The organism is Burkholderia sp. AU45388, from assembly GCF_030481585.1.
Classification (GTDB): Bacteria; Pseudomonadota; Gammaproteobacteria; order Burkholderiales; family Burkholderiaceae; genus Burkholderia; species Burkholderia sola.
In genome coordinates this window covers 190,233-202,766 of sequence record NZ_JAUJPV010000010.1, presented here as the reverse complement: position 1 = coordinate 202,766, position 12,534 = coordinate 190,233, and the positions used below count along the sequence as shown (strand labels likewise).

The window sequence follows — 12,534 nt, the reverse complement described above, 5'->3', positions numbered from 1 at the left end:
CGATCGCCTCGTGATCAACGCGCAGAACTGCGTGCACTGCAAGACCTGCGACATCAAGGACCCGACGCAGAACATCGTGTGGGTCACGCCGGAAGGCGGCGGCGGGCCGAATTACCCGAACATGTAAGCTGCCGGAACGCGCCGCCCCACGAGCGGCGCGTTTTTTTGGGTCACGGCACACACCGCCGCAAACGAAACGGGGCGCTGCATCATGCAGCGCCCCGTTTGCATTCGTCGTTCGACGGCCGACGCGACCCGCGCCCCGCCCGCTCGGATCAGGTCGCGCTGCCGGCGATCTTCGGCGTGGCCGTCTCCACGTCGCCGCACTGCGCGCGGTGGCGCAACGCATGGTCGATCAACACCAGCGCGAGCATCGATTCGGCGATCGGCGTCGCACGAATGCCGACGCACGGATCATGGCGGCCGAAGGTTTCGACCGTCGCTTCCTCGCCGGACTTCGTGATCGAGCGGCGCGGCGTGCGGATGCTCGACGTCGGCTTGATCGCGATCGACACGGTGATGTCCTGCCCCGTCGAAATCCCGCCGAGCACGCCGCCCGCGTGGTTGCCGACGAAGCCGGCCGGCGTCAGTTCGTCGCCGTGCACCGAGCCGCGCTGCGCGACGCTGTCGAAGCCCGCGCCGATCTCGACGCCCTTCACCGCGTTGATGCTCATCATCGCCTTCGCGATATCGGCATCGAGCCGGTCGAACACCGGTTCGCCCCAGCCGACCGGCACGCCCGACGCGACGACGTCGATGCGCGCGCCGATCGAATCGCCATCCTTGCGCAGCGCGTCCATGTATGCCTCGAGCTCCGGCACGACCGCCGCGTTCGGCGAGAAGAACGGATTCTCGTGCACGTACGACCAGTCAACGAACGGCACGTCGATGTCGCCGAGGCCGCTCATGTAGCCGCGCACCTCGACCCCGAAGCGCTCGCGCAGCCACTTCTTCGCGACCGCGCCCGCGCCGACGATCGGCGCGGTCAGACGCGCGGACGAACGGCCGCCGCCGCGGTAGTCGCGGATGCCGTATTTCTGCCAATAGGTGTAGTCGGCGTGGCCGGGACGGAACGTCTCGACGATGTTGCCGTAGTCCTTGCTGCGCTGGTCGGTATTGCGGATCAGCAGCGCGATCGGCGTGCCGGTCGTCACGCCTTCGAACACACCGGACAGGATCTCGACCTCGTCGGCCTCCTGCCGTTGCGTCACGTGCCGCGACGTGCCGGGCTTGCGGCGATCGAGCTCGATCTGGATGTCGGCTTCGGTCAGCGCCATCCCCGGCGGGCAGCCGTCGATCACGCAGCCGATCGCGGGACCGTGCGATTCGCCGAAGGTCGTGACAGTGAAAAGCGTGCCGAGGGTATTGCCGGACATGATGGAACCGCCCAAAGAGAAATGGGCAAACCGATCCGCTGCCGGAGCCGCGGGCAGGTCGATCGTTTGCCGGTCGAGAAAGAGGTAAACCGCTATTATGCCAGCCGTCCCGCGCCCGCGGGCCGTGTGAACCGTTCAGACCACACGGGCCGGCAGCGGATCAGGACAGATGCGAGGCAGGTACGGCGATCGCAGGCCCTCGGCGTTGCGCTCGGGGCCCGCCGAACCGAGGCCGGGGCCGCCATCCCGGCCCGTGCGCGGATCGATCATCCCGCGCCGGACCGGGCGCCCGCCTACTTCCGCGCGCCGCGCAGCTCGGTCACCGCCGCCTGCAGCGCCTCGGGCGTGGCCACCGACGCCGGGATCGGTTCGCCGACGGCCAGCGTCAGCCGGCTCATCACGCCGCGCTTGATGGGGCGCGGCATCCGCGCATCGGTATGCCGCGAAAAGTAGCTGCCCCACAGCCCGCGCAGCGCCATCGGGATCACCGGCGCCGGCGTGCGGCTCAGGATCTCGGTGATGCCGTGATGGAACGGGTTGATGTCGCCCGTCTTCGTCAGCTTGCCCTCGGGGAAGATGCACACGAGTTCGCCGTCCTTCAGCGCGGCCTCGCACAGGTCGTACGCCCGCGCGAGCATCGCGGGATCCTCGTGGCGCGGCGCGATCGGAATCGCCTTCGCATGCCGGAACACCCAGCTCGCGAAACGCGTCTTGAAGATCCGGTGATCCATCACGAAACGGATCGGACGCGGGCTCGCGGCGGCCAGCACGAGCGCATCGACGTAGCTGACGTGATTGCACACGAGCACCGCCGCCCCTTCCGCCGGAATCCGCTCGGCGTGCACGAGGCGGATGCGGTAGAACGTATGCACGAGCACCCACGCGACGAAGCGCAGCAGGAACTCGGGCACGAGCAGGTAGATGTACGTCGCGACCACGACGTTCAACAGCGCGGTGACGAGGAACAGCCCCGGGATGTCGACGCCGGCCTTGGTCAACCCCATCGCCATCACGGCCGACAGGATCATGAACAGCGCGTTCAGGATGTTGTTCGCGGCGATGATCCGCGCGCGGTGCGTCGGCGCGCTGCGGCTCTGGATCAGCGCATACAGCGGCACGCTGTAGAAGCCGCCGAACATCGCGAGCAGGAACAGGTCGGCCAGGATGCGCCAGTGGCGCGCACCGGCGAGGAATTCGCCGACCGACAGCAGATGGCCGGGCGACGGCAGCGCGTGGCTTGCGAAATACAGCTCGATCGCGAACACGCTGATGCCGATCGAGCCGAGCGGCACGAGGCCGATCTCGACGCGCCGCTGCGACAGCCGCTCGCACAGCAGCGAACCGAGGCCGATGCCGACCGAGAACGTCGCGAGCAGGATCGTGACGACGTCGGGGCTCGCGGACAGCACGTCCTTCGCGAAATTGAAGAACGACGTGAGGAACGTCGCGCCGACGAACCACAGCCACGAGATGCCGAGCAGGCTCAGGAACACCGTGCGGTTCTGCCGCGCGAGCCCGAGGTTGCGCCAGGTCTCGCTGACCGGGTTCCAGTTGATCACGAGATCGGGCTGCGGCGCGGGCGTGGGCGGCACGCGCTGCGCGACGAGCCGCCCGGCCAGCGCGATCACGACGACGCTCACCGCGAGCACGCGCTCACCGCTGCCTTCGATGCCGGCCGCCGCGCCGCCGATGATCGTGCCGATCAGGATCGCGATGAACGTGCCCATCTCGACGAGCCCGTTGCCGCCGACCAGCTCATGTTCGCCGAGATGCTGCGGCAGGTACGAATACTTGACGGGCCCGAACAGCGTCGAGTGCATCCCCATCATGAACGTGCATAGATACAGCAGCGTCGCGCTGTGCGTGACGAAGCCGGCCGCGCCGACCAGCATCAGCACGATCTCGAACGATTTCACGAAGCGCGTGAGGGTTGCCTTGTCGTATTTGTCGGCGATCTGGCCGGAGGTGGCCGAGAACAGCACGAACGGCAGGATGAAGATCGCGGAAATCAGGAACGCGGCCGTCTTCGCGTCGACGCCGGAGAACCGCGCTGTGTGATACGTGACGAGCGACGTGAAGCCGATCTTGAAGACGTTGTCGTTCAGCGCGCCGAGGAACTGGGTCGTGAAGAACGGCGCGAAGCGGCGCTCGCGCAGCAGGTCGAACTGGGATGCGTGCGCGTGCCGTTCGCCGCGCCGTTCGGAAGTGGCTTGCGTGTGATCGCTCATTCGGAATACGCGCGCATCGTCTGGGCGATGCTGCGCGGGCCTCGTGTTGTCGTTGAAAAAACGGCGGCGCAGGACATGCCTGCGCCGCCGCGTGCGGGATGGCGGCGCCCATGCAACAACGTGCCGGGCGCGGCGCGATTCACGGCTTGTGCGCTTCGGCTTCCGATTCCGGCCAGTCGCGAATGTACGCCTTCAGCATCCGGTTCTCGAAGCTCTGCGCCTCGACGACCGTCTTCGCGACGTCGTAGAACGAAATGACGCCCATCAGCACCTTCTTGTCGAGCACCGGCATGTAGCGTGCGTGGCGCTCGAGCATCATCCGGCGCACTTCGTTGACGTCCGTTTCCGGCGTGCACGTGAGCGGCTCGTCCATCACCTTGCGCACCTGCACGTCGCCGATCGCGCCGCCGTTCACGTGCAGGCGCAGGATGATCTCGCGAAACGTCAGCATCCCGACGAGATCGCCGTACTCCATCACGACGAGCGAACCGATGTCGTGCTCGGCCATCGTATCGACCGCTTCGCGCAGCGGCTTATCGGGCGTCACCGTAAACAGCGTGTTGCCCTTCACTTTCAGAATATCGCTGACGCGCATCGTAGTCCCCTCATGCTTGAATGCAAAATCTCTTTCGATCGTATCGGAAAGCCTGTCAAAAGGAAAGCACGGGCCGGCGCGGCGGCCGGCCGCCGCTTGCGGACGCGGGCCGCCGGCCGCACAATGGCCCCATGAACAGCGGCCCGAGGAGACGGCCATGGCGCATACGCATACGGAGCAATTCGCCAGCTTCGCTGACTTCTACCCGTATTACCTGAACGAGCATCAGAACCTGACGTCGCGGCGGCTGCACTTCATCGGCTCGCTCGGCGTGATCGGCTGCGTCGCGATGGCGGTCGCGACCGGCTACTGGCCGTGGCTACCGGCGGCAGTCGTCTGCGGCTACGGGTTCGCGTGGGTCGGCCACTTCTTCTTCGAGAAGAACCGCCCGGCCACGTTCCGGCACCCGATCTACAGCCTGATGGGCGATTGGGTGATGTTCAAGGACATCTGCACCGGCAAGATCCCGCTGTAGCCGTCGGGCCCCGACGTCAGGCCGGCCGCGGCGGCCGGGCGCGCTGGTCGTCCACATCCGGTGCCTGCCCGGCGCTCGCGGCCGGCTGCCCGCCCGCGAGCCGGTGCGCGGCGATCAGCGACGCGAGCGTCACGTCGAACCGGTCGCTCGACAGCACCGCGAGTAGCGCCGCGCCTTCGACGTGGCTGCGGCGCCGCTCCAGTTGATAGGTCAACTCCGTGCGATCGATCACCAGCACGTCGAACAGTTGCGCGAGCGTCAGCTGCTCCGGGTTCGCGAGCAGGATATAGCGCGGCGTGGCCTCTTCGCCGCCGTCGAGCCGTGCGACCCATTCCCGCTCCTCCATCGTCGTCAGCAGCCGCTGCGCGGTTTCCATGTCGCAGCGCAGCATCGTCGCGAGCCGTAGCGCCGTGTAGCCGCGCTTGCCGGCCGCGCGCGCTTCGGCCAGCCGCGCGAGCAATTCGAGCGCGTCGAGCAGGTCGCTGCCCGGATAGTGGATCCGGTGGAACTGGCCGACGCGAATCGCCGGCAGCGCGGATGCGACCATCGCACCGAGCAGCGCGATGAACCAGCTCAGGTACACCCACAGCAGGAACACCGGCAGCGCCGCGAACGCGCCATAGACGGCCGTATAGGTCGGAATGCGCCGCACGTAATAGCCGAAGCCGCGCTTCGCGAGTTCGAACGCGATGGCCGCGAACAGCCCGCCGATCACCGCGTCGCGCCAGGCGACCGCGCAGTTCGGCAGGTACACGTACAGCAGCGTAAACGCGAGCACGGTCAACGGCACCGACGCAAGCGCAAGCAGCCACTCGACCATCGACGTCGACGGCCCCGCGCCGGTGAACGCGAGCGATTGCGTGAACAGGTACGACGAGATCGACAGGCTCACGCCGAACAGCAACGGCCCGAGCGTGATCAGCGCCCAGTACGCGAGCACGCGCTGCGCGAACGGCCGCGGCTTGCGCACGCGCCAGATTAGGTTGAACGCCGATTCGATCGTCATCATGGTCATCACCGACGTGACGACGAGCACGATCAGGCCGGCCGTCGTCAGCCCCTTGGCCTTCGACGCGAACTGGTTCAGGTACTTGAAGATCTGGATATTGAACTGCGCGGGCATCAGGTGATCCGCGAGGAAACCCTGCAGCGAGATCTGGAACGACGCGAACATCGGGAACGCGGTGAACAGCGCGAACGCGACCGTCAGCAGCGGCACGAGCGCCAGCAGCGTCGTGAAGGTCAGGCTGCCCGCCACCTGCGGGATGCGATCCTCGGCGCTGCGCCGGGCCGCGAACTGCGCGAGGCGCTTGATGGTGTCGAGATCGACGCTCAACTTCGACAAACGGCTTCTCCTTCTCGAGGCTGCGCGCGTCACGGCGCGCCGCCGCCGCGCTGCGCGACGGCTTCAGCCCCTATAATAGCCGCTCGATTCCAGCAGGGGCCGACTGCACCGGGCACGCGCGCGGCCGCACGCGGCTCCGTCGCCCATGAAAGACATTCTCGTCCTCTATTACAGCCGTCACGGCGCCACGCGCGATCTCGCGCTCGCGATCGCGAACGGCATCGACAGCGTGCCGGGCATGCAGGCCCGCATCCGCACCGTGCCGCCCGTGTCGGCCGTCTGCGAAGCCACCGCCCCCGACATCCCGGCCGACGGCCCGCCGTACGCGGAGCTGCGCGACCTCGAGGAATGCGCGGGCCTCGCACTCGGCTCGCCCACCCGCTTCGGCAACATGGCCGCGTCGCTCAAGTATTTCCTCGACGGCACGACGCCGCAATGGCTGTCCGGCGCGCTGACCGGCAAGCCCGCGAGCGTGTTCACGTCGACGGGCAGCCTGCACGGCGGCCAGGAGTCGACACTGCTGTCGATGATGCTGCCGCTGCTGCATCACGGAATGATGATCGTCGGGATCCCGTACACCGAATCCGCCCTCAGCACGACGCGTACCGGCGGCACGCCGTACGGCGCATCGCACGTCGCGCAGCACGACCGCGCGGCGCCCGGCGGGCTGTCGGCGGACGAGAAGGCGCTCGCGGCCGCGCTCGGGGTGCGGCTCGCGCGCGCCGCCGCGGCGCTTTCCAGCGCCCAGGCCGACGAGGCCGCATGAACGCCCCCGCCCGCCCCGCCGTCGCGGCCCGGCCGCGCTACGCGCTGGCCGCCGCCGCGGGTCTCGTCGCGCTGATCGCGCTGTCGCTCGCGTGGGAGCTGTGGCTCGCGCCGCTGCGCCCCGGCGGCTCCGCGCTGATGCTCAAGGCCGTGCCGCTCGCGCTCGCGCTGCCCGGCGTCTGGCGGCGTAACATCTATACGATGCAATGGGCGAGCATGCTGATTCTCGTCTATCTGGCCGAAGGCATCGTGCGCGGGATGTCCGACCGCGGGCTGTCCGCGACGCTCGGCTGGTGCGAGACCGCGCTTGCCGTCGGCTTCTTCGTGACGGCGCTGGCTTACGTCGCGCCGTTCAAGCGCGCGGCGAAAAAACCGCGCGCCACGTCCTGACCCTTACGCGACAAGGTGATGATGTCCTCCGAAGCTTTCGTTTCCGCGTGCCGCGATGCGATCGGCGCCGACCACGTGCTGACCGAGCCGCACGATACCGAACCGTTCCTGACCGACTGGCGCCGCCGCTACAAGGGCGCGGCGTGCGCGGTGCTGAGGCCCGCGAACACGGCCGAAGTCGCCGCGCTCGTGAAGCTCGCCAACGCGCACGGCGTCGCGCTCGTGCCGCAGGGCGGCAACACGGGCCTCGCGGGCGGCGCGACGCCCGACGCGAGCGGCAGCCAGGCCGTGCTGAGCGTCGCGCGCCTGAACCGCGTGCGCGCGCTCGATCCGCACAACAACACGATTACCGTCGAAGCCGGCGTGATCCTCGCCGACGTGCAGGCGCGCGCCCGCGAAGGCGGCCGGCTGTTCGCGCTGAGTCTCGCGGCGGAAGGCAGCTGCACGATCGGCGGCAACCTGTCGACCAATGCGGGCGGCACCGCGGTGCTGCGCTACGGCAACGCACGCGAGCTGTGCCTCGGGCTCGAGGTCGTGACGCCGCAGGGCGCGATCTGGGACGGGCTGCGCGGCCTGCGCAAGGACAACACGGGCTACGATCTGCGCGACCTGTTCATCGGCGCCGAAGGCACGCTCGGGATCATCACGGCGGCCGTGATGAAGCTGCATCCGCTGCCGGCCGCGCAGGTCACGGCGCTCGCCGCGCTCGAATCGCCGCACGCGGCGCTCGATTTCCTCGCGCTCGCGCAGCGCGCGGCCGGGCCGCTGCTGACCGGCTTCGAGCTGATGTCGGATTTCTGCATGCAGCTGGTCGGCAAGCACTATCCGCAACTGCGCTACCCGTTCGCGCAGACCCATGCGCAAACGGTGCTGCTGGAGCTGTCCGACAACGAAAGCGAAGCGCATGCGCGCGCGCTGTTCGAGAAACTGATGGAGGAAGCGTTCGAGGCGGGACTCGTGGTCGACGCGGTGGTCGCGGAGAATCTCGCGCAATCGCGTGCGTTCTGGGACCTGCGCGAGCACATCCCGCTCGCGCAGGCCGACGAAGGGCTCAACATCAAGCACGACATCGCGGTGCCGATCTCGTCGATCGCACGCTTCATCGACGAGACCGACGCGGCGATCCAGCAGGCCGCGCCGGGCGCGCGGATGGTCACGTTCGGCCACCTCGGCGACGGCAACCTGCACTACAACGTGCAGATGCCCGAGGGCGGCGATCCGAAGGCGTTCCTCGCCGCGTTTCAGGCGCCGATCAACCGGATCGTCTACGACAACGTGCACCGCCATCACGGCACGATCAGCGCGGAGCACGGCATCGGCCAGTTGAAGATCGACGACGCGCAGCGCTACAAGTCGCCGGTCGAGACGACGCTGATGCGCACGCTGAAGACCGCGCTCGACCCGCGCGGCCTGATGAATCCCGGCAAGGTCCTGCGCTGAAGCCGCCTACTCCGGAGCCAAGCCCGTGAAAGTCCGCGTCCTGTCCGACCTGCATCTCGAAAACAACCTGCCCGACGCGATCCCGCATGCCGCCGCCGATCTCGTCGTGCTGGCCGGCGACATTCACAATCACGCGGAAGGCCTGCGCTGGGCCGCCGAGACGTTCGACCCGGCGGTGCCGGTGATCTACGTGCCGGGCAACCACGAGTATTACGACGGGGAATTCGGCGCGCTGGAGACGGCGATGCGCGACGCGGCGCATACGCTCGACCACGTGCATTACCTGAACAACGGCGTCTACGTCGATCCGGCCCGGCACTTCCGCGTGCTGGGCACGACGCTCTGGGCCGATTTTTCGCTGTTCGGCCAGGACGAAGCCAGCGTCGCGCGCGCGATCGACGCCGGGCTGCGCGTGATGCTCGATTTCAAGGGATTGATCCAGGTGACCTGGCCGCACGATGCGGCGGTGCATGCGAAAGCGAGCGCGCCGGAACGGGATTTCGCGCCGGCCGATGCGATCGCGCTGCACCGGCGGGGCCGAGCGTGGCTGGAAGCGCAACTGGCCACGCCGTTCGCGGGCAGGACGATCGTCGTCACCCATCATGCGCCGCACCGGCGCTCGCTGGCGGAACGCTATGCGCAAGATCTGGCTTCCGCGGGATTCGTCACGGACATGGCGGAACTGGTGCGGCCGCCGGTGGATCTGTGGCTGCACGGCCACACGCATACGTCATTCGACTACGTTGCGGACGGCGGCACGCGCGTGGTGTGCAATCCGCGCGGCTACCTTCACCGGCGCACCGGCGAATGGGAAAACCCCGCGTTCGCGTGGGACAAGGTGGTCGAGCTCGGCTGAGCGCCCGCCCGGGCGGCCGCGTGGCGCGGCCTTCCCGACCTCAAGCGTAACGGCGGCGGGATCAGCGGCCGGGGCGGCGCGGCTCGCGCACGCGGACCGGCACGGGCTTCAGCTGCGCCTTCGCTTTCATCGCACGCAGCAGGTCGCGGGTCGCCGCCGCGGCGGCAGCCGCGCCCAGCAGGACGCCAAGGCCGATCATCAGGTGCGTATCCATCGCTACTCCGGTGTGGTGTATCTCGTTAATTCCAACAGTATCAAACTGTCTGACACACGTTCGTAAAAAAATGTTGCGTGAACGAAAAATCTCGTCAGATTGCGGTCGACTGCGCCGTCATGTCGCACGCGTGTACTGTTCGAGCGCGGCTTCGTCCGCTTCGAGCGTGAGCGGCAGTTCTTCGCGCAGGAAATCGACCCAGGTCCGGATTTTCGCGTCGAGGTACTGGCGCGACGGATACAGCGCGTAGATGTTCATCACGTGCGACCGGTAATCGGGCATCACGCGCACGATGTGCCCGCTGCGCAGCCAGCCGATCGCCGAATAGAGCGGCAGCCCGCCGACCCCCATCCCCTCCCGCACGGCCACCGCGAGCGCCTCGGCGACGTTCACGCGGAACGGCGGCGCCGTGATCGGCACGACCTCCTCGCCGTTCGGCCCCGCCAGCGCCCATTCGTCGAAGTGGAAGCCCGGCGCGACCATCCCGAGGCACACGTGCTGCGCGAGATCGGCCGGCCGCTGCGGCACGCCGTGCGACTCGATATAGCCGGGCGACGCGCACACGACGCTGTAGCTCTCGCCGAGCCGCTGCGACACGAGCCCCGAATCCGGCAGATCGCGGCCGACGACGATCGCGACGTCGTACCCCTCGTCGAGCAGGTCGGGCATCCGCTGCGCGAGCGTCAGCTCGACGTGCACGTCCGGATAGCGCTCGCGGTAGCGCGCGATGGCCGGCACCAGATAGTGCTGGCCGAGGCTCGTGAAGCAATGGACCTTCAGCTTGCCGGACGGGCGCGCATGCGCGTCGCCGGCCTCGGCTTCGGCCTGGTCGACGTAAGCGAGGATCTGTTCGCAGCGTTGCAGATAGCGCTCGCCGGCTTCGGTCAGCGCGATCCGGCGCGTCGTGCGGTTCAGGAGACGCGTGCGCAGATGGGCCTCGAGATCCGAGACCGCGCGCGACGCGTAGGCGGTGGTCGAATTCATCTGCTGGGCGGCCGCGGTAAAGCTTCCCGCGTCGACCACGCGGACGAACACCCGCATGTTTTGTAACGTATCCATCCGATTACCCGTGTGAATCCGCAAGGATTGTTGCACAGGGTCCAACAAATATTATCTCAAGATTCGTAAAAATGACTTGCACCGTTGTCCGTTTATTCAGGAATCGCTGAAAAATATAATCGCCTCCGACTCATCTATATCCGAAAGGGAGAAAATCGTGCAGTCTCCGGCGACAAAAGGGACGCTCGCACTGGCGGTTCTTGCAGTCTCATTAATAATGGCCGGTTGCGCGAGCATGGGCGACAACCACACCCAGTCCACTCGCATCGACGCGAACGCGCTCGACGCCGGTGCGGCCATCCGCGCGGCCGATCGCGACGCGGGCTGGCCCGCCGCCGACTGGTGGCGCGCGTATCGCGATCCGCAGCTCGACGCGTGGATCGCCGCCGCCCAGGCCGGCAACCCGACCCTCGCGGCCGCCGAGGCCCGCGTGCGCGAAGCGCAGGCAATGGCGCGCGTCGCCCGTTCGGCCGAATTGCCGCAAATCAACGGCAACCTGTCGCTGATGCGCCAGCACTGGCCGGACAACGTGTACTACGGCCCGGGGCCGCTCGCCGATACCGATACCTGGAACAATACCGGCACGCTCGGCCTGTCGTACCACCTCGATCTGTGGGGCAAGGACAAGAACGCGACCGAGCGCGCGCTCGACACCGCGCATGCGACCGCCGCCGACGCGCGCGCGGCCAAGCTCGAACTCGAGGTCAACGTGGTGCGCGCGTATGTCGGCATGTCGATGAACTACGCGCTGCTGGATCTCGCGCACGAAACGTACGAACGCCAGCGCTCGCTTGCCGATCTCGCCCGCAAGCGGTTGCAGGCCGGCCTCGGCACGCAGCTCGACGTGAGCCAGGCGGAATCGACGCTGCCCGACTACGAGCGGCAGATCGACAGCTATGAGGAAGCGATCCAGCTCGCGCGCCACCAGCTCGCCGCGCTGGCCGGCAAGGGCCCGGGCGCCGGCGACGCGATCAAGCGGCCGCAACTGGCGCTCGATGCGCCGGCCGGCCTGCCGTCGGCGCTGCCGGCCGACCTGCTCGGCCGCCGCCCCGACGTCGTCGCGGCGCGCTGGACGGTCGACGCGCAGGCGCGCGGCATCGACGTCGCGAAGGCGTCGTTCTACCCGAACATCGACCTGCTCGCGACGGTCGGCGGCTTCGGCGTGACCGCGCCGTTCACCGACTTCCTGCGCGCGATGAACGGCGGCTGGACGGCCGGCCCCGCGCTGTCGCTGCCGATCTTCGAAGGCGGGCGGCTGCGCGCGCAGCTCGGCGCCGCGAATGCCGGCTACGACCAGGCGGTCGAGCGCTACAACCAGACGATCGTCGGCGCGCTCAAGGACATCGCCGACCAGGTCGTGCGGATCCGCTCGCTCGATACGCAGAAGAAGGACGCCGCGCGCTCGGTGGCGGCCAACAATCGCAGCTATCAGTTGTCGCGCGAAGGCTTCCGCCGCGGGCTGACCGATTACGTGAACGTGCTCGTCGCGCAACAGCAACTGCTGCGCGCGCAGGAGACGGCCGCCCGCATCGACGCGGAACGCCTCGCCGCGCACGCGCAGCTGATGGCCGCGCTCGGCGGCGGAGTCGAGACGGGGACGGATGTTCCGGGCGGCGCTCCGTCGGGCGGCGCTCCGTCGAAGGACAAGGCTGCCGCGCGCGCCGCCGCCGTACCAGCCGCCGCGTCGGGCACGAAACCCGCGGCGACCATCACCCGGCCCGCGCAGGTCGCAACCGCCGGCGGCACCGCTGCGTCGGCCGCCGCCGTGCCGGCCGCACGGTAACGCGGAGC

General features: G+C 68.3%; 13 protein-coding genes. 7 read left to right on the top strand and 6 right to left on the bottom strand.

The window, feature by feature from the left end; all coding sequences use genetic code 11:
• Positions 1 to 127, top strand: a 127-nt coding sequence (locus QZM72_RS18465) for a 4Fe-4S dicluster domain-containing protein (protein ID WP_131931286.1), incomplete at its 5' end; no start/stop codon positions are given.
• Positions 128 to 275: 148 nt separating this feature from the next.
• Here QZM72_RS18465 and aroC read toward each other — a convergent pair.
• The 3 genes from aroC to QZM72_RS18450 all read right to left on the bottom strand — a co-directional run bounded on the left by aroC (position 276) and on the right by QZM72_RS18450 (position 4,199).
• Complete coding sequence (gene aroC / locus QZM72_RS18460; RefSeq protein ID WP_301738906.1) at positions 276 to 1,376, bottom strand: chorismate synthase; 1,101 nt, start codon at positions 1,374 to 1,376, stop codon at positions 276 to 278.
• A 293-nt stretch (positions 1,377 to 1,669) separates the two neighbouring features.
• Complete coding sequence (locus QZM72_RS18455) at positions 1,670 to 3,604, bottom strand: MFS transporter (RefSeq protein WP_089467270.1); 1,935 nt, start codon at positions 3,602 to 3,604, stop codon at positions 1,670 to 1,672.
• A gap of 139 nt (positions 3,605 to 3,743) precedes the next feature.
• Positions 3,744 to 4,199 carry a CBS domain-containing protein gene (locus QZM72_RS18450; protein ID WP_006488504.1) on the bottom strand — a complete coding sequence of 152 codons (456 nt, stop codon included), beginning with the start codon at positions 4,197 to 4,199 and terminating at the stop codon, positions 3,744 to 3,746.
• Between the two features lie 157 nt (positions 4,200 to 4,356).
• On the opposite strand from QZM72_RS18450, the gene QZM72_RS18445 reads away from it, so the two are divergent.
• On the top strand, positions 4,357 to 4,674 hold the full coding sequence (locus QZM72_RS18445; RefSeq protein ID WP_089467269.1) for an Mpo1-like protein: 318 nt from the start codon (positions 4,357 to 4,359) through the stop codon (positions 4,672 to 4,674).
• Between the two features lie 16 nt (positions 4,675 to 4,690).
• Here the strand turns inward: QZM72_RS18445 and QZM72_RS18440 are convergent, their stop codons facing one another.
• Positions 4,691 to 6,019 carry a YihY family inner membrane protein gene (locus QZM72_RS18440; protein ID WP_301738904.1) on the bottom strand — a complete coding sequence of 443 codons (1,329 nt, stop codon included), beginning with the start codon at positions 6,017 to 6,019 and terminating at the stop codon, positions 4,691 to 4,693.
• Between the two features lie 145 nt (positions 6,020 to 6,164).
• On the opposite strand from QZM72_RS18440, the gene wrbA reads away from it, so the two are divergent.
• Genes wrbA through QZM72_RS18420 form a run of 4 tightly spaced genes read left to right on the top strand, consistent with a single transcriptional unit; the run spans position 6,165 to position 9,470 of the window.
• Positions 6,165 to 6,785 carry an NAD(P)H:quinone oxidoreductase gene (wrbA, locus tag QZM72_RS18435; protein WP_089467267.1) on the top strand — a complete coding sequence of 207 codons (621 nt, stop codon included), beginning with the start codon at positions 6,165 to 6,167 and terminating at the stop codon, positions 6,783 to 6,785.
• On the top strand, positions 6,782 to 7,174 hold the full coding sequence (locus QZM72_RS18430; RefSeq protein WP_089467266.1) for a DUF2069 domain-containing protein: 393 nt from the start codon (positions 6,782 to 6,784) through the stop codon (positions 7,172 to 7,174). The genes wrbA and QZM72_RS18430 overlap by 4 nt, the downstream gene beginning before the upstream one ends.
• An 18-nt stretch (positions 7,175 to 7,192) precedes the next feature.
• Complete coding sequence (locus tag QZM72_RS18425; RefSeq protein ID WP_089467265.1) at positions 7,193 to 8,614, top strand: FAD-binding oxidoreductase; 1,422 nt, start codon at positions 7,193 to 7,195, stop codon at positions 8,612 to 8,614.
• A gap of 25 nt (positions 8,615 to 8,639) precedes the next feature.
• Complete coding sequence (locus QZM72_RS18420) at positions 8,640 to 9,470, top strand: metallophosphoesterase (protein ID WP_301738903.1); 831 nt, start codon at positions 8,640 to 8,642, stop codon at positions 9,468 to 9,470.
• A gap of 61 nt (positions 9,471 to 9,531) precedes the next feature.
• Here QZM72_RS18420 and QZM72_RS18415 read toward each other — a convergent pair whose 3' ends face one another.
• Positions 9,532 to 9,684: a hypothetical protein gene (locus tag QZM72_RS18415; protein ID WP_162838134.1), complete on the bottom strand. Its 153-nt coding sequence runs from the start codon at positions 9,682 to 9,684 to the stop codon at positions 9,532 to 9,534.
• Positions 9,685 to 9,801: 117 nt separating this feature from the next.
• A complete protein-coding gene (locus tag QZM72_RS18410; RefSeq protein WP_089467263.1) occupies positions 9,802 to 10,743 on the bottom strand; it encodes a LysR family transcriptional regulator in 942 nt (313 codons plus the stop codon).
• A gap of 157 nt (positions 10,744 to 10,900) precedes the next feature.
• Between QZM72_RS18410 and QZM72_RS18405 the strand changes: the two genes are divergently transcribed.
• A complete protein-coding gene (locus tag QZM72_RS18405; RefSeq protein ID WP_301738901.1) occupies positions 10,901 to 12,526 on the top strand; it encodes an efflux transporter outer membrane subunit in 1,626 nt (541 codons plus the stop codon).
• Positions 12,527 to 12,534: the final 8 nt, after the last annotated feature.